Below are 19874 nucleotides of genomic sequence, written 5' to 3'. Positions count from 1 at the left end.
CACGGCGCTGAACGCATCCAGCGGCGCACACATCCGGCGCGCGCGCCGCCTCCAGGGGCGCACCCGAAATCCGAACGCCCCATCGAGGGGCTTGGCAACCCTCAATAATTAACATTTAATATCATCGAGCTCAGGTCATGTGCCCGGGACGGCACCCGAGGAAGACACCGGAGGACGACGTGCCCGCTCCCGGCTGGAGCGTGCTGAAGAACAGTTCCCAGGAGTACCGGAGTAACGCCTTGAAGATCACCCGCGTCGAGACCTTCGCCGTCCCGCCCCGCTGGCTGCTGTGCCGCGTCGAGACCGACGACGGCGTCGTCGGCTGGGGCGAGCCGGTCGTCGAGGGGCGTGCCGCCACGGTGCGCACCGCCGTCCACGAACTCGCCGAACTCCTCGTCGGCAAGGACCCGTCCCGCATCGAGGACCACTGGCAGCTGATGACCAAGGGCTCGTTCTACCGCGGCGGCCCGGTGCTCTCCAGCGCGGTCGCCGGCCTCGACCAGGCCCTGTGGGACATCGCGGGCAAGACGCTCGGCGTGCCGGTGCACGTGCTGCTCGGCGGCCCCGTCCGGGACCGGGTGCGGGCCTACAGCTGGGTCGGCGGGGACGACCCGGCCGAGGTGGCGGACTCGGTGACGGCCCAGGTCGAGGCGGGCTTCACCGCCGTCAAGATGAACGCCAGCGGGCGGATGAACCGCCTCGCCACCGTCACCGACCTGAACCGGATCGTGGGGCGCGCCGAGGCCGCGCGGGAGGCGCTCGGCCCCGACCGGGACTTCGCCATCGACTTCCACGGCCGCTTCAGCGCGGCCAACGCCCGCAAGGTGCTGCCGCGCCTCGCCCACACCAACCCGCTCTTCGCCGAGGAGCCGGTGCTGCCCGAGTACACCCACCTGCTGGGCGACCTGGTGGCCGCCTCGCCGGTGCCGATCGCCACCGGCGAGCGGCTCTACTCACGCACCGACGCGCTGCCGGCCGTCCAGGCCGGGGTGGCGGTCCTCCAGCCCGACCTCTCGCACGCCGGCGGCATCTCGGAGGTCCGCCGCATCGCCGCGCTCGCCGAGACCTTCGACGTCCAGATCGCCCCGCACTGCCCGCTCGGCCCGGTCTCGCTGGCGGCCAGCCTGCAGATCGCCTTCGCCACGCCGAACTTCCTGATCCAGGAGCAGAGCATCGGCATCCACTACAACACCGGCGCCGAGGTGCTGGACTACGTGGTGGACCGGGAGGTGTTCCGCTTCCACGAGGGCCACTTCAACCGCCCCACCGCGCCCGGCCTCGGCATCGAGGTCGACGAGGCCGCCGTCCGCGCCGCGAACGACACCCAGCCGTCCTGGCACAGCCCGATCTGGCGCCACCAGGACGGCTCCCACGCGGAGTGGTGAGACCACGCCCTGGCGGGCTGATGGCCCTCGAAGGGACAGGTTGCCCCCAGGCCGCGGAGTGACTCGACGAGCGGCGGACGGCTCCCCGGCCGGCGCGGCGCCCTACGCGGCGCGGCTCGAACGCCGCCGTCATCGCACGCGGCGTGGGGCCAACGCGGCCAGCCCACCGGAATCCGGCGGATCGCCCCGGCCGACGCGGCCAGGGCCGGCGGTACCCGCCAGCCGGCCTCGGCTTCGCCTCGTCCGCCGCGCCCCACGCAACCCGCACAGCCCCCGGCAGGGTCAGCGCTTGATGGCGAGGCCGCACACGGCGTCCACCGGCTGTTCGTCCTCGAAGACGGGGTGCTCGGGGCGCCAGCGTTCGATGGTGACGACACCCGGTTCGAGAAGGGTCAGGCCGTCGAAGAAGGCGGTGACCTCCTCGGGGCCGCGCAGCGTGTAGTCGCCGGCCAGGCGGGCGTTGTAGTTGGTGGTGGCCTCGTTGAGCGTGGCGTTGGTGTTGGTGCCGTCGCTGATGGCCAGGTAGCTGCCCGCGGGCAGCGGGGCCAGCAGGCGCCGCACGATGTCCGCGGGCGCGTCCTCGTCGGGGATGTGTCCGAGGATGCCGAGCATGGTGACGGCGATGGGTCGGGAGAAGTCCAGAACCTCGGCGGCCCGCTCCAGGATCGCCTCCGGGGAGCGCACGTCCGCGTCGATGTACGCGGTCTGGCCCGCCGGGGTGCTGGTGAGCAGCGCGCGGGCGTGGGCGAGCACCAGCGGGTCGTTGTCGACGTACACGATCCTGGACTCGGGGGCCACGCGCTGCGCCACCTCGTGGGTGTTGTCCACCGTCGGCAGCCCGGTGCCCAGGTCGAGGAACTGCCGTATGCCCGCCTCCCCGGCGAGGAAGCGGACGGCTCTGGAGAGGAACATCCGCTGGTACTGCGCGGTGCGCACGATGCCCGGGTACACGCGGGTGATCTGCTCGCCCGCGTCCTTGTCCGTCGCGTACCAGTCCTTGCCGCCCAGCCAGAAGTTCCACACCCGGGCCGAGTGCGCCTTCGAGGTGTCGATCTCCATCCGCTTCCTCCGCTCGCCGTGCCGTGGTGTCGGCTGAAGCCTAGGCCCCCGACCGCCCTTGGCGGAGCCGGCCGGGCAGTCGGGGGTGACCGCCCGGCCGGCGGAGCCGTATCGCGGAGCCGAATCGCGGAGCCGTGTCGCGGAGTGGGGGACGTCAGGCCGGCGTCGCGTCCTGGTCGCGGGTCCAGACGCGGTGTTCGGCGATGATGTCGGCCAACGTGGCGGTGACGGCGTCGAGGTCGGCGCCGTCCGCCGCGGTGACCACGCCGTGGTCGTCGACGACGCCGTCGCCGTCGGCGGACAGCCGCAGTCCCGGGAGGTTCAGGGCGCCCAGCAGGCTGATCCCGCTGCCGACCGCCGCGATGCCCTTGCCGTGCTTGAAGGCCTCGGCCACGTAGTGCAGGGCGAGGCCGTCGCCGGCCAGGGCGCGCGCGCTGTCGGGGCCGCCCGGCACGCAGACCGCGTCGTACATCGTGGAGGCCATGGTGGACATCGCCCGGTCCACCGTGACGGTGCCGCCGTCCGTGGTGCGCAGCTCGCCGGCGTGCGGGGCGAGCACCTCGGGCACCGCGCCGCCGCGCGCCATCGCCTCGCGCAGGGCGAGCACGTCGCCGGCGGCCACCCCGTCGGCGGCCAGGATGGCGATCCGGCGGGTGGCGATGGACGCCTCCTCGCCGGCGGCCTCGGCCACGCCGGCCACGGGGTTGGCCAGCGACAGCGCGGGGGACGAGCGGCCGTGGTTGGGGATGGCGGCCTGCTCGGGTGCCGGCAGGCCGAGGCCCTCGGCGACCTGGCGCGCCAGGTCGTTGTCGACGTGGTTGAGCTGCTCGACGGTGCGTTCCCTGATCTCCCGCCTGGTCACCTTCCCGAGTTCGAACCGGTAGGCGGCGACGATGTGTTCCTTCTCCCAGTCGGCCATCGAGTTCCAGAAGAGGGTGGCCTGGCTGTAGTGGTCGGAGAAGCTGGGGCTGCGCCGGCGGATCTTGGCGCCGTCGACGCGCTCCTGGTAGTGCACGTAGGCGCCGGCGTCCGGGGAGGCGAGCACGGGGCAGCCGCCGCTGATCGAGTTGGGCGCGTAGCTGGTGTGGTCGGGGTGGATGCGGTGCTGGCCGTAGCCGTCGCGCTGGTTGTTGCGGACGGTGGCGACCGGGCGGTTGACCGGCAGCTGCTCGAAGTTGGGCCCGCCGAGCCGGATCAACTGGGTGTCCAGGTAGGAGAAGTTGCGGCCCTGGAGCAGCGGGTCGTTGGTGAAGTCGATGCCGGGCACCACGTGCGCGGTGTGGAAGGCGACCTGCTCGGTCTCGGCGAAGAAGTTGTCCGGGTTGCGGTCGAGCACCATGCGACCGATGGGCCGGACCGGGACGAGCTCCTCAGGGATGATCTTGGTGGCGTCGAGCAGGTCGAAGTCGAAGGCGAACTCGTCGTCCTCCGAGACCAGTTGGACGCCGAGCTCGTACTCGGGGAAGTCGCCGCGCTCGATGGCGTCCCACAGGTCGCGGCGGTTGTAGTCCGGGTCCTGGCCGGCGAGCTTCTGGCACTCGTCCCAGACCAGACAGTGGGTGCCGAGCAGGGGCTTCCAGTGGAACTTGACGAAGGTGCCGCGTCCCTCGGCGTTGACGAAGCGGAAGGTGTGCACGCCGAAGCCCTGCATCATGCGGTAGCTGCGCGGCAGCGCCCGGTCGGACATCAGCCACATCAGCATGTGGGTGGACTCGGGTTGGAGCGAGACGAAGTCCCAGAAGGTGTCGTGCGCCGACTGGGCCTGCGGGATCTCGTTGTGCGGCTCGGGCTTCACCGCGTGCACGAAGTCGGGGAACTTGATGGCGTCCTGGATGAAGAACACCGGGAAGTTGTTGCCGACCAGGTCGTAGTTGCCCTCGCGGGTGTAGAACTTGGTGGCGAAGCCCCGCACGTCGCGCACCGTGTCGGCGGAGCCGCGGGAGCCGGCCACGGTGGAGAAGCGGACGAAGACCGGGGTGCTGCGGTTCGGGTCCTGGAGGAAGTCGGCCCTGGTGTACTCGGCCAGCGACGCGTAGGGCCGGAAGTGACCGTAGGCGCCGGCTCCCCTGGCGTGCACCACCCGCTCGGGGATGCGCTCGTGGTCGAAGTGGGTGATCTTCTCCCGGAAGTGGAAGTCCTCCAGCAGGGTCGGGCCGCGCTCGCCCACGCGGAGCGAGTTGTCGGTGTCGTCCACCCGGGTGCCGAAGTTGGTGGTCAGCGGGCCGTCCTCACCGCGGTCGCGCAGCGGCTCCAGTTGTTCCTGCTTCTCCGGCACGGCGTCGTCGGCGCGGTCTGGCATCTGCCCTCCTGGACGGTCGTCTGCGGCGTGTGACGGCCGTCCGGTACCCACGACCATCCGGATCTACCCTGCTATCTCAGGATGAGTGCCACAAATCGGCCAGGGCGTTCGCGGGATCGCGGGCGGTGGCGAGCAGCACGCGGCGGCGCAGCGCCTCGCGCCGGCCGGGGCCGAGCGCCCAGGCCAGCCAGTGGTCGAGCGCGGTCCTGTCGAGGCGTTCCGCCGACAGCAGCGCCGGCCAGTCGCACGCCCTGGCCTGCGCCGTGACCTTGGCGCCGCCGGCCACCGGGTCGACGGCGATGGGCGGGACGCCGACCCGCAGGCCGAGCACCAGGCCGTGCAGCCGGTCGGTGACGACGGCGTCGAGGCGTTCCAGGGCGGAGAGCAGCTGTCCCGGGCTGCGGCAGAGCCGCCCGTCCGCCGCGTCGAGCCGGGTCTCGAGCACCACGGGCGCGACCCGGCTGTCGGCCAGCCAGGAGGTCACGGTCCGCGCGACCTCCGCGTGGCGGCGGCGACCGCGGTACTCGTGCTGGCCCTCGGTGAGGAGCAGCCCCACCACCGGTTCGCGCCGCACCCTGGGCGCCCGCAGCGCCAGGTCGAGCGCGGGCGCGAGGCCGGCGCCGTCCCGGGCGAGCACGGCGTGGAAGCCGGCGGCGGCCGGGTCGGCGGGGTCGAGGACCGAGGTGCCGACGGCGACCCGTCGGCAGTGCGCGAAGCGGCGGTGCAGCTCGGCGATGTCGGGGCCGTGCAGCGGGCCGCAGACGAAGACCAGCCGGTCGTAGGCGGCCGGGTCGACGTCGTCGAGGGTGGGCCCGCCCGGTTCGAAGCGCGGGCTCCAGGCCACGTCGTGGGGGACGCCGCGGGCGAGGAGCAGCGCGCGCACCCGTTCGAGGGCCAGCACGTCACCGGCCGTGATCTCTCCGTCCAGGAAGCTGAACCAGCCCGTCAGCAGCGTCCGCCCGTCGTCGCCCGTCACCGCCGCCGGGTCCCCACGCCCGGCGGGCGCCAAACGCCCGCGGCCATGCCGTGTCAGGTGCCGGTCGCGTGGTACTCGGGCGCAAAGGCAGACCGCGCGGAAGGAGGCACGCCGTGTCCTATGGAGAGTTCGTCGCGACCGTGAGGGACCGCGGCGAGTACCCGAACGACGAGGCGGAACGGGTGGTGGAGGCCGTCCTCAGCACCCTGGGCGAGCGCCTTCCCCCGCACTCCTCGTCGCACCTGGGCGACCAGCTGCCGGCCGAGCTGGCGCTGATCCTGGACAACGCGGCCGACGGCTCGGGGCGGAGCTGGGGCGTCGAGGAGTTCGTGGCCCACGTCGCGGAGAACGCGGACGAGGACGAGGAGACCGCGGAGACCGACACCCGGGTGGTCTTCTCGGCCATCTCCGACCAGGTCAGCGGCGGCGAGATGAACAAGCTGCTGAGCCAGCTGCCGTCCGGCTACGCCGAGCTGTTCGGCTACTCGGAGCTGACGTGACGCCCGGGGCCCAGGACCGGACGGCCGACGACGGGAGGTGTGCCCGATGAAGGCCGCCGTGTGGCACGGCAAGCGCGACGTCCGGGTGGAGGAGGTCCCCGACCCGGTGATCAGGGAGCCCACGGACGCGGTGATCAGGGTCACCTCGTCCGGTCTGTGCGGCTCCGACCTCCATCTGTACGAGGTGCTCGCGCCGTTCATGACCCCGGGTGACGTGCTGGGCCACGAGCCGATGGGCGTGGTCGAGGAGACCGGCCCCGAGGTGGCGTCGCCGCGGCCAGGCGACCGGGTGGTGGTGCCGTTCCAGATCTCCTGCGGCGCGTGTCTGATGTGCCGGCAGGGGCTCCAGACGCAGTGCGAGACCACCCAGGTCGCCAGCCAGGGCTCGGGCGCCGCGATCTTCGGCTACACGCGCCTCTACGGCTCGGTGCCGGGGGCGCAGGCCGAGTACCTGCGGGTGCCGCAGGCGCACTACGGGCCGATCCCGGTGCCGCCCGAGGTGCCGGACGACCGGTATCTCTACCTGTCCGACGTGCTGCCCACCGCCTGGCAGGCCGTGGAGTACGCGGACGTGCCGCCCGGGGGCAGCCTGGTCGTGCTCGGCCTCGGCCCGATCGGCGACATGTGCTGCCGGATCGCGGCCCACCGGGGCGTCGGGCACGTGATCGGGATCGACCTGGTGACCGAGCGGCTGGCCCGGGCCAGGTCACGCGGGGTGGAGGCCCTCGACCTGACCGCGCACGACGACATCGTCGGCGCCGTCCGCGACCGCACCGGCGGGCGCGGTCCCGACGCCGTGATCGACGCGGTGGGCATGGAGGCGCACGGCTCCACGCCGAGCAGGATGGTGCAGAACCTGACCACCCTGCTGCCCGACCGGCTCGCCGAGAAGGTGGCCGGCACGGCGGGCGTGGACCGGCTGGCCGCGTTCCACCTGGCCGTCGACATGGTGCGCCGGGGCGGCACCGTCTCGTTGAGCGGCGTCTACGGCGGGATGGCCGATCCGCTGCCGATGATGCGGCTGTTCGACAAGCAGATCCAGCTGCGGATGGGGCAGGCCAACGTGCGGCGCTGGGCGCCGGAGATCCTGCCGCTGCTGGGTGACGACGACCCGCTGGGCGTGGACGACTTCGCCACCCATCGGCTGCCGCTCGACCGGGCTCCCGAGGCGTATGAGATGTTCCAGCGGAAGGACGCGACGAAGGTCGTGTTCCGGACCTGAGCCCGAGGGCCGCGTCAGGCGGGGCCCGCCCGGTGTGAGGAACCACACGGGGCGGGCCTTTCCCTTGCGGCACAAGGGATGCGTGGCCCTCGCGGGGGCCTGGGACGATCTTGGTCTTCCCGGCCGGATACCGGTCTGTCATGGTGGTCAGCGCTGATCGGCGGGACGCCGTCGCCCCGCCCGCGTTCTCTCACCCCGCCTGCTGCCAGGCCCTGGTATCCGCATGTCTCTTCTCGCCCCCGCGCGCCTGAGGCGCCGTGCCGCCGCCGACCGCGCGCGGTCGGACCGCAACCCGTGGCGTTCGCTCCGCTACCCCAGCATGCGCTGGTGGTCGGTGGCCAACCTGGTGTCCAACGCGGGCACCTGGATGCAGCTGACCGTCCAGAACCTGCTGGTGCTCCAGGTCACCGGATCGGCCGCGATGACCGGTCTCTCGCTGGCCGTGCAGGCCGGCCCCGGACTGCTGCTCGGCCTGTTCGGCGGCGCCGTCGTCGACGCCTGGCCCCGCAAGCTGACCGCGGCCGTCAGCCAGGCCGCGCTGGGCGCGGTGGCCGTCGTGACCGCGGGACTGGTCGCCTTCGACCTGCTGAACGTGCCGACGCTGCTGCTGCTCGCGGCGGTCACCGGCGTGATCGCCACGGTGGACGGGCCGGCGTGCGCCCTGCTCGGCAACGACCTGGTGTACACGCGCGACGTGCCCTCGGCGATCGCCCTGGGCTCGGCGGTGCACAGCGTGGGCCGGCTGGCCGGCACCGCGCTCGCCGGCGTCGCCGTGGTGCTCTTCGGCACCTCGGCGGCCTTCCTGGCCAACGGCCTGTCCTTCGCGTTCGTCGCCGCCGTGATCCCGTTCCTGCGGCTGGTCGACCGGGCGCGTGATCCGGACGCCGCTCCCCCACCGCCCGCGCCCGAGCCCGCCGAGTCCAGGACCGCCGGCGCCCGGGGCGCGGCCCTGGCCGGCACGAGCCCCCGGGAGGGCCTGAGCTTCTTCCTGCGGCGGCCGCGTCTCGTGGCGCTGGCCGCCATCACCGGCCTGTCCGCCGTCTTCGGCCGGAACTACACGCTGACGCTCGCGGTGCTGGTCACCGGGCCGCTGGCGGCCGGCGCCGGTTCGTTCGGCACCGTCTCCACGGCGCTCGCGGTCGGCGGCATCGTGGGGGCCCTGGTGGCCGGTGTCCTGCAGCGCCCCTCGGTGCGCCTGGTCGCGGCGATGGCCGGGATCGGCGCCCTGCTCCAGGTCGCCGCGGGCCTCGCGCCCTCGCTGGCGCTGCTGGTCCTGCTGGTGATCCCGATGGCCATGGTGGAGTCCGTCTCGGACACGGCCGGCACCACGGTCCTGCAGACCGACCCGCCGGCCCACATGCGGGGCCGGGTGCTCGGCGTGTGGCGGAGCCTGAGCACCGGCTGGGGCCTGGTGGGGCCGCCCGCGATGGGCCTGCTGATGGAGCTGGCCGGCGCCAGGGCGGCGCTGGTGCTCGGCGGTGTGCTGATCGCCGGCGCGTCGGCGGCCGGGCTGCTGGTCCACGGCCGCCGGGCCAGGACCCCGGTGGCGGTTCCGGCCGTGGCGCCGGCGCCCGGCCAGGTCATGGCATCCGCGGCCTGATCCGGGACGCGGTTCATGCCGTGTGGTCCGCCCCCGCGCCGCGGCGACGGGGCGGACCACACGGCACGGGGCCGGTCAGGACCTGAAGATCGCCTTCTCGACGTCGTTGGGTCCGTTGAACTGTTTGCTGGGCAGCTCCTCCAGCTGGTGGACGAGGCCGCTGTTCGCGTGGTTCTGCTTGGCCCGGTCGACCAGGGCGTTCTTGTCCGCCGGGTAGGCGGCGCCCTTGAGGGCCTGCTGGACCTCGATGGGGTTGGTCTTGGCCATGGTGGCATCCCTCGTTCGTGTCTCTCGTGTCTCTTCGGGATCCCGGTCCGCGTACCCGCCGGCGCGGACCACCCAACACCCCGGGACCGGGAGAATCAGGATTTGTCCGGCGAATCCTCCACGGCCTCGGCGATCGCCAGGTGCGGGTCGTGGCGACGGGCCGCGTCGCGCAGCCGCCGGGCGGCCCGCCGGTGGCGGCCGTCGGTCAGCACCCGCTGCACCGCGTGGCGCAGGGCGCGGGCGCCGGGGCGCGCGGTGCGCAGGTCGAGGCCGGCGCCGCTCCACGCGACCCGGGCGGCGACCTCGGGCTTGTCCTCGGTCGCGCCGGCCACCACCAGCGGCACGCCGTGCGCCAGCGCGGCGTGCGTGCCGCCGTAGCCGCCGTTGGTGACCAGCGCGGCGGCGTGCGGCAGCAGCCGGTCGAAGGGGACGTAGGCGGCGACGACGGCGTTCTCCGGAAGCCCGCCGAGGGCGCGGCGGACCTCGGCCGGTCCGTCGGGGCGGCCGGTGGCCGCTATCACCAGCGGGCGGCGGCCGGCGAGGCCACGCAGCGTGGGGACGACGAGGTCGGTGAGGTCGGCGTTGGCCAGGGTGCCCTGGGTGACCACGACCACCGGCCGGCCCTCGGCGAGCCTGGGCCACCAGTCGGGCGGGGCGAAGCCGGCGACGGTCGCCGGGGGCAGCGGGCCGGCGAACCGGAAGGAGGCCGGCAGATCACGGCGCGGGTACTCGAACTCGGGGACGGTGAGCTGGAGGTAGACGTCGGGCGCGGTGACGGTGAGGTCGTAGAGGAAGCCGGGCAGCGGGGCGCCGAGGCCGGCGAAGACGCGCTCGGCGTGGGCCTGCGCGGCGGCGAGCCGGCTCCTGACCAGCGCGCCCTGCGCCCGGTGGGTCCGGTGGGCGCGCGGGCCACGGGCCGGCGGGCGCCCGCTGCCGTAGGGCGGCGCGTCGGCGCTGAGCGCCATGGGCGGCAGCACGCCGAGCGCGACCAGCCGCGGCCGTGGCCCCGGCCGGGCGGCGCCGAGCACCAGTGGCAGCGCGCCGAGGAAGAGCATGTCGGCGACGACGGCGTCCGCCCGGTGGCGGGCCAGCAGCGCGCGCAGCCCGCGCCACTGGCCGGGGGCCGCGTCGGTGAACACCCGCCGGAGGTAGAAGGCGTCCATGGCGAGCCCGGGGCGCAGTTCGGCGAAGCCGGGGAAGCCGGCGGCCATCGCGCGGTCGTCGTAGTCGGCCTCGGCGGGCAGCGGCACGAAGCGGGCGCCGAGCGCGGTGGCCCGGCCGGCGAACCGGGCGCCGGTGAGCACGGTCACGTGGTGGCCGCGTGCGACGAGGTCGGCGGCGACGGTGAGCAGCGGGGTGACGTGGCCGTGCAGCGGGGTGGCGGCGACCACCACCCGGCGGGGCGCGCGACCGGTCCCGGGCGGAGGCGGCGGTGGGGAGCCGGTGACCGGCACGGTGGTCATGCGGCACAAGATAGCCACCCGTCCGGGGGCACGCCGACGAGCCGGCGCGGGCCGCGGGCCGCCGGGTGCGCGACAGTGCTGCCATGACCGGGACGGACGCCGAGACCGCGGTGTTGATCGTCGGCGGTGGGCCGGTCGGGCTCACCGCCCGGGCCCTCCTCGAACGCTGGGGCGTGTCGACGCTGCTGGTCGAGAGGCACCGCGCGCTCTCGCCGCTGCCACGGTCGCGGCTGGTCAACGTGCGTTCCATGGAGATCTTCCGCCAGCTCGGGCTCGCCGCCGACGTCACGTCCAGGGCGTTCGCGCCGCGGTACGGCCGGATCCGCTTCCGCGACACCCTGCGGGACGGCGACTTCGCCACGGCGGCGATGATCGGGGTGAACGAGCCGGTGCCCGAGAGCCCCGAGATCGGCGCGGTCACCTCGCAGGACCGGTTGGAACCCGTGCTGCTCGCCGCCGCGCGGGCGCCGGTCCGTTTCGGGGTCGAACTCCTCGGCCTCACCGAGCGGCCCGACGGCATCGTGGCCGAACTCGCCGACCGCGAGCGAGGCGAGACGACCCGCGTACGCACCCGCCACCTGCTCGCCGCCGACGGCGCGAACTCCACCGTCCGGGAGCTGCTCGGCATCGGCACCACGGGCCCGGGTGCGATGCGGGGCTTCACCACCGTCGTCTTCGACGCCGACCTCGACGCCTGGTGCGCGCGGCAGCCGGCCGGGGTCTACTTCACGGCGCACGGGCTGTTCGCCCCGCTCTACCCGGAGGGCGGCTGGGCCTGGTTCGCGCCCACCCCCGAGGACCCCGACCACGCCGACTGGCCGGGCCTGGTGGCCCGCGCCCTCGGACCGGGACCCGAGACGCGGGTGGACGTGCTGCGGGTCGGGCACTGGGTGATGAACGGGTTCGTCGCCGAACGGTTCCGGCACGGCGGGGCCCTGCTGGCCGGTGACGCCGCCCACGCGATCCCCATCGTCGGCGGCCTCGGCATGAACGCCGGCATCGCCGACGCGCACAACCTCTGCTGGAAGCTCGCCGGCGTCCTCCAGGGCTGGGCCGGCCCGCGCCTGCTGGAGACGTACGAGACCGAACGCCACCCGGTCGCCCGCCGCACGCTCGACCAGGCGGTGGCGAACACCCGGCTGATGCTCCAGGTGCAGCACCGCCGCCGCGACCAGCACGCGGCGGGCGACCCCACCGCCCCATTCGAACTCCCCTGGTCCGAGCGGTACTTCGCCCAGCTCGGCCTCGTACTCGGGGTCGCCTACCGCTCCCCGGCCGTCCTGCCCGACGACGCGACCACGCTCGAACCGCCCGACCCGGGCACGAACTACGTGCCCACGCCGGAACCGGGACGCCGCATGCCGCATCTCCCCCTTCCCGACGGCCGCTCCACGCTCGACGCCCTCGGCGAGTGGTTCACCCTGTTCAGCCCGGAGCCCGACCGCTGGGCGCCACCGACCGCCGCGCCGTGGCCGCTACGCGTCGAGCCGCTGCGGCCCGAGCCGGCGGAACACCTCGGCCTGGGCTCCCACGGGGCGCTCCTGGTCCGCCCCGACGGCCACATCGCCGCCCGCTGGGACGACCGCCCGGCGAACGACGCGGCCCTCGCCGACGCCCTCGCCGCGATCACCCGCCGAGTCGCTGCGCCGAAACGGTGACCGCCTACCGCGTGACATGGCGAGCGCGCCGGGCCGTGCCGCCTCGGAGCCGCCGCAAGGATGCGGGAGAGCCCGCCCGCCCCCACCCCCGGAGGACCCGTGTCCGACGCCCGGCGCCTGCTGCTGCACCGCCCCCAGGACATGTTGTTCGTCCCCGTCGACCTCGTGAACCTCACGCAGCGGCGCGGCCGGTTGGTCGTCGAGGACCAGGCGCGGCCCGGACTCGTCGTCTTCCACCTGCCGCCCCAGCACGTCGCCGAGGTCTCGGCCGACACCGTGGCGGACGCCGCCCCGGGACGGGCCGCCTGGTCCTCGGGGTCGACGACACTGGCGTTCACCGTGCCACCCGGGCGGCCGGGCGTCGGCTTCGATGTCGGCGACCTGCTCGACTGGGCCGCCCTCGGCCTGCGCTGCCTGCCGCCGGGCGGAAAGCCGGACGACGACGACCCCCGGGCCCTCGACGGTCAGCCGGTCACCGCCATCGAGTTCCCCACCCGGCTCCTGCTCACCCCGGAGGGGCCCGTCGCCTGGACGTCGCACGCCGCCCCGGTGGACCTCGACGGCCGCACCGAGCTGTGGCACACCTTCCTCAAGGCCGAGGACGGCGGCGACCTCTCGCTGCGCGCCTTCGCGGTGCCCCCCGGCCGCCCCGACCACGGCGAGCCGTTGCTCCCCCTCAAGCCGCAGGACCTGCAGGACATCGTCACCCTGACCACCGCCACGGACATCGCGGACTATGTCCCCGTGCCGCTGATCGCCCACCGGTTCCTGCTCACCCCGCTGGGCGCCACCGTCGAGCTGGGCGGGGTGTGGGACGACCCCGCCCTGGACAGGGCCGTGGAGCAGGGCCGGCCACTGGGCAACCTGCGTGGTTACCAGCACACCAGCGGACTGGGGCGGGACCAGCTCGTCCGCCTCGTCAAGGTGGGCCGACTGTGCACCGGCCACCGCGCGACCGTCGTGGACACCTACGAGCGGCGGTTCGAGACCAGCCCGGACGGCACGTCCACCGTGGCCTACCTGCGGAAGCGGACGTACGTCACGGTCCGGGAACCCGAGGTGCGGTACGACGCGGCGGCGGTCGGCTACGAGAACGACGGGCGGGACATGCCGTTCACCTCGTTGCGGATCACGGACACCAGGACGCCCGAGGTGGCCGGCGTCGACTCCTCCAGGCCCTTCGTGGTGCCGGTCGACAACGCGATGAGCCCCTACCGCTTCACCCTGATCGGCACCGATCGGGAGGGGCGTCGCGTCACCCTGCGGGCGCCGCTCGTCTTCTACCCCGACAACGTGACAGGACAGGACGCGATCAACGACTACCAGGGCCGAGACGCCGCCCTCCGGACGGCGGACCTGGCGGGCCAGGTCGTCGCCCTCGCCCAGCCGCCGGGCGAGGCGGCCGGTGCCACCGCCCTGCCCGTCACCTCGCTCGTCCTCACACTGGCCAAGGCCCCCAAGCACCCGCTGAAGGCCCTGCCCGTCATGGCCGGCGCCAAGGTCCGCGTCCCGGCCCTCGAACACGTGACCAACACCGGCGGGGAGACCATGGTCGCCCTGGCCACGCCCTACGTCCAGCAGGGCCCGGGCGCCCGGCCCGGCGGCTCCTTCCTGTCCGTGGTCGACGAACACCTCAAACCCGCCGACCTCCCCCTGGCCTTCGGCCCGCAGAACGTCGGCGGCCTCGCCCGCCCCGACGTCAGGATCAACGAGATCACCAGCCTCGCCGGCCCGCTGCCCGGCGCGATGACCGGTGTCCAGGACGCCGTCCCCGCGGACCTCAAGAAGGCCTTCGGCGACGCGAGACTGTTGGGCACCGTGAGTCTCGGCGACCTGCTCGGCCCGGTCCCGCCGTTCGACCCGGCGAAGGTCCGCGACCTGGCCGACGACCAGGTCGAGAACCTGCTCGCCAGCGCCGGGCTGCCCGTGCCCGTGCTCCGCTCCTTCGAGGACCCGGCCACGCTCAAGCGCGTCGTCCGCTACCTGTGGACCCCGAAGCTGCAGAACGTCGGCGACCTCGGCTTCATCGACGTCTCGAAGGCCACGTTGGCCCTCGAGGCCAGGACCGAGGTGTCCCCGGACGGCCTCGCCGCCTCACAGGTCACCGGCCTGCTGAAGAACCTCAAGCTGGACTTCGCCGGCATGATCGGCGTCTCCGCCGAGAAGCTCTCCTTCGTCAGCAGGCCGGGTTCCAAGCCCGACGTCTCGGCCTCCGGAATCGAGATGTCGTTCCAGGGTGCCCTGGAGTTCGTCAACGACCTGCGCGAGGTGCTGCCCAAGGACGGCTTCGGCTCCGGCGCGTTCGTCGACGTCTCGCCGCGCGGCATCCGCGCCGGCTACTCCCTCGCCCTCCCCCCGCTCGCGATCGGGGTGTTCAGCCTCACCAACATGGTGCTGGCCGCCGAGCTGTCCGTCCCCTTCGACGACGAGCCCTTCCGGTTCCGCTTCGCGCTCTCCGAACGCCACAAGCCGTTCAACGTGAGCATCGCGCCGTTCAGCGGCGGCGGCTTCCTCGCCATCACCGTGCGTGGGGACAAGCCCGAACTCATCGAGGGCGCCCTGGAGTTCGGCGGCAGCGCCGCGATCAACCTGGGCATCGCGGAGGGCGGCGTCTCCCTCATGGCCGGCATCTACTTCGCCCTCGGCCCCGACAAGGTGCTGATCAGCGGCTACGTTCGCTGCTCCGGACACCTGTCGGTGCTCGGCATCGTCACCGTGTCCGTCGAGTTCTACCTGGCACTCAGCTACGAGAAGATCTCCGAGGGCGGCAAGAAGTTCCCCGAGGTCTACGGCGAGGGCACGCTCACGGTCAGCGTGCGGATCGCCTTCTTCAGCAAGTCGGTGTCGCTGCACCTGGAGCGCCGCTTCCGCGGCGACGAGGGCGATCCCCCCTTCAGCCAGTTCGTCGGCCCCGACGACTGGAACCAGTACTGCCTGGCCTTCGCCGCCTGAGGGAGCGAGCATGCCCAACGCCAACCCCGTCCAGGACATCCAGTGGATCGCCCTCCCCGCCGGGCTCGGCGAGCAGGACGGCCGCCCCAGGCTGTCGGTGTTCGTCGCGCCCCGGCTCCGCCCCGAGAGGGCCGCCACCCTGCGTGAGTTCCCCGACTTCCTGACGTGGGCCGACCGGATGACCCGGGCCACCTTCCAACTGGTCGTGACCGACACCGAAGGCAACCCGCTGGGAGGACCGTTCGACACGACGCCCGACTTCGGCGACACCCCGCCCGACCAGGCGTTGTGGGGGCGGTTCTTCTCCGAGGCGACGCCCGTGGAGCCCCACACCCCCGACGACCACACCAGTCAGGTCTACGTCAGCTACCCGGCCCGCGAGGTGGCGCGTGACAACCGTGTCGAGTTCGCCCGGGTCGCCGGCGCCGCCCCCCGGGGCCTGCCCACCGCCTCCCAGATGGCCGGGGTGAGCCGGACGTCGGACGAGGGGGGCCCGGGCGAACTCCGCGTCCTGACGACCGGCGGCGGGGCCGACGACTCCGAGATGATGACCGCCGACGCGCTCCACGCCTCGGACGAACGCATCGACACGGCACTCGCCGACGCCCGCGCGAAGGCCGCCCAGGCGCGCGACCGGCACACCTCGGCCCTCGCCGGCGGTGAGGTCGACCTCCAGCCGCGGTTCATCACGCTGAGCGGGCTCAACCGCAGGGACCAGCACCGCGCCTTCCACCGGCCGGCGCGCCCGGCCAGCTCGACGCCGATCCCGCCCCGGCCCGTCGAGCAGCCGGAGAAGGTCGACTTCCACCGGATGCTCTCCGCGCTCGGCGACCATCCCTTCCTGCTGCGCCGACTCGGCCTGGTGCTCGACCTCCTCCTGCCGGCCGACGCCATCACGCCCGACGGGCCGGGGGAACGCTGCCTGCGCGTGCTGCCCACCTTCGCCTCCGACGGCCCCGCGGAGGCCACCAGGAACATCCGGCCGGGCACGGCGTTCGTGTTCCGCCAGGATCCCGGGCTGTTCGCCGCCGCCGGCCGGGACATCCCTGAAGGGCCCCTCACCCGGGGCCTGCTGGCCCTGCCCGACGAGGAGTTCTCCCTCGAACAGAGCGACATCGACAGCACCGCCCTCAAGACGATCACCGCCAAGGTGGCCACCACCGCCGTCATGGCCACCGGCCAGGACGCCACGGGGCCGGCCGCCCCCGCCCTGCGCACCAAGGGCCTCGTCCTCGTCCACCGGGACCGGGCCGCCTCGCTGCACGACCAACTGGCGCGGTCGGTGACGAACGAGGCGAGGCTCAACGCCGCCGCCGACCCCTTCGTGCTCCTGCACGCCGAGGATCTGGTCCGGGGACACCGACTCGACGTGCTCGACGACACACGCGGGAAGTGGTGCTCGCTGCACCAGCGGGACGTCACCTACCGCGGCCGGGACCACGACGACGTGATCGCCACGCACACCGACGAGGGATTCTTCCAGGACTCACTCGTCTCCCACCCCGAGCAGCCCGACGTGGTCGCCCTCCACGAGCACCTGGTCACCTGGGACGGCTGGTCGCGCTCCGCCCCGCGCCCCGGCAGGGTGCTCCCGGCCGCCGCCGGCGGACGAACCGGAGCGGAGGGGACGGGCGAGGTGACGGCGGTCGACGACAAGCCGGCGACCGACCTGCCGCTGCGGATCGAGGCGGCGGTGCACCCGGGCTCGCTCCCCCGGCTGCGCTTCGGCCACGGCTACCAGGTACGGGTGCGCACCGTGGATCTCGCGGGCAACGGGCTGACACTCGACCAGGCCGACACGCTGGTCAAGGCGTCAGGGCCGGGTGAGGGCGAGGGCCAGCTGGTGCAGCCGAAGGCCGGTCCCGTGGTCTTCCAGCGGTTCGACCCGGTGCCGCCACCCACCGTCGTCCCGCGCTTCCGCTTCAACGAGGCCGAGTCGGAGCACCGGATGGTGATCCGCAGCGTCGTCGACCAGTCCCCCGAGGAGTTCGCCACCCGGTTCAACGACGCGCACCGGCACCACGAGCCGTACCGGGGCGTGGACGAGCGGCACCTGGTCGCCCCCCGGGCTTCGCTGGAGTGCGTCGAGCGACACGGCATGCTCGACCAGGACATGTCCTCCCAGGACCCGGCCGTGCGCCGCAGGGCCTACGAGCTGGCGATCCGGGAGAGCGGCAGGCTGGACGACGAGAGGCTGCCGGGGGTGGAGATCGTCACGCCCGACGCCGGTCAGCGGAGCCGGCGGTACGCCGTGCACACCGGCGAACAGGCCGTCACCCCGCACCTGCCGGATCCGACCGCAACCGGAGTGCTGGTGTTCGACCTGCCCGGCGCGGCGGGCGGCCTCCCGATCGGGTGGGACGGCCCCACCTGGCACGAGCCGAGGTCGCTGCGGCTGCGCCTCGTGGAGGGCGAGGGAGAGCACCGGTTCGACCCGGACGAACGGGTGCTGACCGTTCCGCTGCCCAAGGCGGCCACCCGTACCCTCCGCGTCTGCTCCCGGCTCGACATGGCGGCGGTCCAGCCCATCCTGGGCGCCGTCGAGCTGTGCCGTCGCGGTCTCGAGGAGGACGAGCCCGACGCCCAGGACGGTCGGGACCGACAGGCCGAGATGACGGCGATCCGCGAGGCCGTCGCCGCCAACCAGCACTGGATGGTGACGCCCTGGCAGGAGATCACCCTCGTCCACGCCGTACAACAGCCCCTGGCGCCGCCCCGGCTCGACTTCGGCGACGGTACCGAACGCCAGGAGTACGAGACGGCCGCCTACCTGTCGGGCACCGTCGACCTGCACGCCGACAGCACCGAACGGATCGACCTGCTGGCGGAGTGGACCGAGCAGATCGACGACGGCAAGGAGGAGAACCTCCCGGGGCCTCAGAGCAGGAGCAGTGCGGTCTGGCACATCCCGCTCGCCCTGGCGAGGGAGTTCGCGCTCACGGACGCGCCTCCCGGTGGCTTCCCCTGCCGGTTGGACGGCGACCGCCTGACGTTCGACGCCCGCGCCGCCGAGGCCTTCACCCGGGACGGACGCCCCAACACCCCGCCGGTCCCCGCCAGGCACGAGTTCGGCGACACCAAGCACCGGGTGATCGCCTACCGTGCGGTGGCGGCCTCGGCCTTCGCGGACTGCTTCCCGGCCACGCTCACCGATGAGGACCCGGAGGCGTTCCTGACGCGCGGTGAGAAGGTGGAGCACGTGGTGCGCAGCAGCGCCCGGCCGGCGGCGCCGAACCTGCTGTACTGCATGCCGACCATCCGTTTCGAGGACGTTGAGGCCGAGGCCGGCACCACGGTCCGCCGCCGGCGGGGTGGCGGTCTGCGGATCTATCTCGCCCGCCCCTGGTTCTCCTCGGGCGACGGGGAGTTGCTGGGCGTTCTGCTGCACGAGGGGACGGGCGACCCGCCGGAGAACGTGCTGCCGTTCGTGACCCTGCTGGGGCGCGACCCCATCCACGATTCGACCGCCGTCTCCCATCCCTCGGCCGCCACCTTCCCCGGCGCCGCCCGCACCGACCCGGGCGTGTCGCTGCACGGCCCCGGTGTCCCCGAGGGCCTGAAGGTGACGGTCGTCGGCTACGCGCCGAAGTTCGACCCGGACAGCAACCGCTGGTACTGCGATCTGGACATCGACGCCGGCAACGCCTATCTGCCGTTCGCCCGGCTGGCGTTGGCCAGGTACCAGCCGAACGCGCTGGAACGCCACCACCTGTCGCCCGTCGTACGCACCGAGTTGGTCCGCGTGCTGCCGCAACGGCTGCTCACCGTCGTACACCCCCGGTCCGACGACGGACAGCGGCCCGGCCGGTTCCGCGAGTTCATGGGGCGCTTCGGCCGGCACGACCACGACGACCACGACCACGACCGTCACGAGGGCCATGAGCACCGTCCCGGCCCGGTGTCGGTGCGGGTCGAGGGTCCCTCGTACAAGCCGGGGCCCAACGGCGCTCCGCGCGTGGTGGCCGTCCTGGAGCGGCGGGATCCGGACGTGCCGGACGACGCGCTCGGCTGGGCGGAGATCCCGGAGTCCCGGGTGGAGCTGACGCGTGAGGACACGGCGACGGGCACCGTCTTCTCCGGCGAGGTGCCGCCGGCGGGTGACGGTGGGCCGATCCGGCTGATGGTGTGCGAGACGGAAGGGCTGCGACCGGACAGCGAAGCCGAGTCGTCGGACCCGGCCGAGCGGCGGGTGATCTACACGGACGTCGTCCCGCTCGGTTTCCGCCCCGGCGGCCCACCGGAGCCGGACGACCACCGGCACGACGACGGACCCCACGGACCGCACGAGGGTCCGCCCGGCGGGCCACACGAGGGTCCGCACCGCTCCCCCATGCACCCGTTCGGCGGCCGAGGCGGAGGCGGAGGGCGCGGAGGGCGCGGGGGGCGCGGCGGAGGCCGAGGGCGAGGCGGCCGCTGACCTGACATCAGATGGTCGCGATCGCAACGCTGGACGTCCCACGTCCCTTGTCTTACCTTACCGAGAGGCACCGATC

Annotated in this window: 12 protein-coding genes; 7 read left to right on the top strand and 5 right to left on the bottom strand. The window is 73.6% G+C overall.

Annotation, left to right across the window (positions count from 1 at the left end; translation table 11 throughout):
* Nucleotides 1–239: 239 nt before the first annotated feature.
* Nucleotides 240–1385: a galactonate dehydratase gene (dgoD, locus tag RNC47_RS04630; protein WP_311595733.1), complete on the top strand. Its 1146-nt coding sequence runs from the start codon at nucleotides 240–242 to the stop codon at nucleotides 1383–1385.
* Nucleotides 1386–1667: 282 nt separating this feature from the next.
* On the opposite strand, the gene RNC47_RS04625 is transcribed toward dgoD, so the two are convergent.
* The 3 genes from RNC47_RS04625 to RNC47_RS04615 all read right to left on the bottom strand — a co-directional run bounded on the left by RNC47_RS04625 (nucleotide 1668) and on the right by RNC47_RS04615 (nucleotide 5719).
* A complete protein-coding gene (locus RNC47_RS04625; protein ID WP_311595731.1) occupies nucleotides 1668–2444 on the bottom strand; it encodes an SAM-dependent methyltransferase in 777 nt (258 codons plus the stop codon).
* 154 nt (nucleotides 2445–2598) lie between these two features.
* Entirely contained in the window at nucleotides 2599–4743 is a 2145-nt protein-coding gene (locus tag RNC47_RS04620) for a catalase (RefSeq protein ID WP_311595729.1), read from the bottom strand.
* A 76-nt stretch (nucleotides 4744–4819) separates the two neighbouring features.
* Nucleotides 4820–5719 carry a polysaccharide pyruvyl transferase family protein gene (locus tag RNC47_RS04615; RefSeq protein ID WP_311595727.1) on the bottom strand — a complete coding sequence of 300 codons (900 nt, stop codon included), beginning with the start codon at nucleotides 5717–5719 and terminating at the stop codon, nucleotides 4820–4822.
* Between the two features lie 113 nt (nucleotides 5720–5832).
* Here RNC47_RS04615 and RNC47_RS04610 point away from each other — a divergent pair, with 113 nt between their 5' ends.
* The 3 genes from RNC47_RS04610 (at nucleotide 5833) to RNC47_RS04600 (ending at nucleotide 9041) form a co-directional block, all read left to right on the top strand.
* A complete protein-coding gene (locus RNC47_RS04610; protein WP_311595725.1) occupies nucleotides 5833–6219 on the top strand; it encodes a DUF2267 domain-containing protein in 387 nt (128 codons plus the stop codon).
* A gap of 46 nt (nucleotides 6220–6265) precedes the next feature.
* Nucleotides 6266–7441 carry a zinc-dependent alcohol dehydrogenase gene (locus RNC47_RS04605; RefSeq protein WP_311595724.1) on the top strand — a complete coding sequence of 392 codons (1176 nt, stop codon included), beginning with the start codon at nucleotides 6266–6268 and terminating at the stop codon, nucleotides 7439–7441.
* A 319-nt stretch (nucleotides 7442–7760) separates the two neighbouring features.
* Entirely contained in the window at nucleotides 7761–9041 is a 1281-nt protein-coding gene (locus RNC47_RS04600) for an MFS transporter (protein WP_394814715.1), read from the top strand.
* Nucleotides 9042–9116: 75 nt separating this feature from the next.
* Here RNC47_RS04600 and RNC47_RS04595 read toward each other — a convergent pair whose 3' ends face one another.
* The gene (locus RNC47_RS04595) at nucleotides 9117–9308 is read right to left on the bottom strand and encodes a DUF2795 domain-containing protein (RefSeq protein WP_311595721.1); all 192 of its coding nucleotides are present in this window, start codon (nucleotides 9306–9308) and stop codon (nucleotides 9117–9119) included.
* 95 nt (nucleotides 9309–9403) lie between these two features.
* Nucleotides 9404–10771, bottom strand: coding sequence for a glycosyltransferase (locus RNC47_RS04590; protein WP_311595719.1), 1368 nt, complete (start codon nucleotides 10769–10771; stop codon nucleotides 9404–9406).
* Nucleotides 10772–10854: 83 nt separating this feature from the next.
* Here RNC47_RS04590 and RNC47_RS04585 point away from each other — a divergent pair, with 83 nt between their 5' ends.
* The 3 genes from RNC47_RS04585 to RNC47_RS04575 all read left to right on the top strand — a co-directional run bounded on the left by RNC47_RS04585 (nucleotide 10855) and on the right by RNC47_RS04575 (nucleotide 19798).
* Entirely contained in the window at nucleotides 10855–12429 is a 1575-nt protein-coding gene (locus RNC47_RS04585) for an FAD-dependent monooxygenase (RefSeq protein WP_311595718.1), read from the top strand.
* 99 nt (nucleotides 12430–12528) lie between these two features.
* Entirely contained in the window at nucleotides 12529–15381 is a 2853-nt protein-coding gene (locus RNC47_RS04580; RefSeq protein ID WP_311595717.1) for a hypothetical protein, read from the top strand.
* Nucleotides 15382–15391: 10 nt separating this feature from the next.
* Entirely contained in the window at nucleotides 15392–19798 is a 4407-nt protein-coding gene (locus RNC47_RS04575) for a hypothetical protein (protein WP_311595716.1), read from the top strand.
* Nucleotides 19799–19874: the final 76 nt, after the last annotated feature.

It is taken from the genome of Streptomyces millisiae, from assembly GCF_031845425.1.
GTDB classification, from domain to species: domain Bacteria; phylum Actinomycetota; class Actinomycetes; order Streptomycetales; family Streptomycetaceae; genus Streptomyces; species Streptomyces millisiae.
This window is presented reverse-complemented; position numbering and strand designations above follow the sequence as displayed.

What these genes read in the sequence shown, in the direction of transcription:
- RNC47_RS04620 (WP_311595729.1), bottom strand. Translation starts at nt 4,743, where the DNA reads ATGCCAGACCGCGCCGACGACGCCGTGCCGGAGAAGCAGGAACAACTG.
- RNC47_RS04590 (WP_311595719.1), bottom strand. Translation starts at nt 10,771, where the DNA reads ATGACCACCGTGCCGGTCACCGGCTCCCCACCGCCGCCTCCGCCCGGG.
- RNC47_RS04625 (WP_311595731.1), bottom strand. Translation starts at nt 2,444, where the DNA reads ATGGAGATCGACACCTCGAAGGCGCACTCGGCCCGGGTGTGGAACTTC.
- RNC47_RS04585 (WP_311595718.1), top strand. Translation starts at nt 10,855, where the DNA reads ATGACCGGGACGGACGCCGAGACCGCGGTGTTGATCGTCGGCGGTGGG.
- RNC47_RS04605 (WP_311595724.1), top strand. Translation starts at nt 6,266, where the DNA reads ATGAAGGCCGCCGTGTGGCACGGCAAGCGCGACGTCCGGGTGGAGGAG.
- RNC47_RS04595 (WP_311595721.1), bottom strand. Translation starts at nt 9,308, where the DNA reads ATGGCCAAGACCAACCCCATCGAGGTCCAGCAGGCCCTCAAGGGCGCC.
- RNC47_RS04600 (WP_394814715.1), top strand. Translation starts at nt 7,761, where the DNA reads ATGCGCTGGTGGTCGGTGGCCAACCTGGTGTCCAACGCGGGCACCTGG.
- RNC47_RS04575 (WP_311595716.1), top strand. Translation starts at nt 15,392, where the DNA reads ATGCCCAACGCCAACCCCGTCCAGGACATCCAGTGGATCGCCCTCCCC.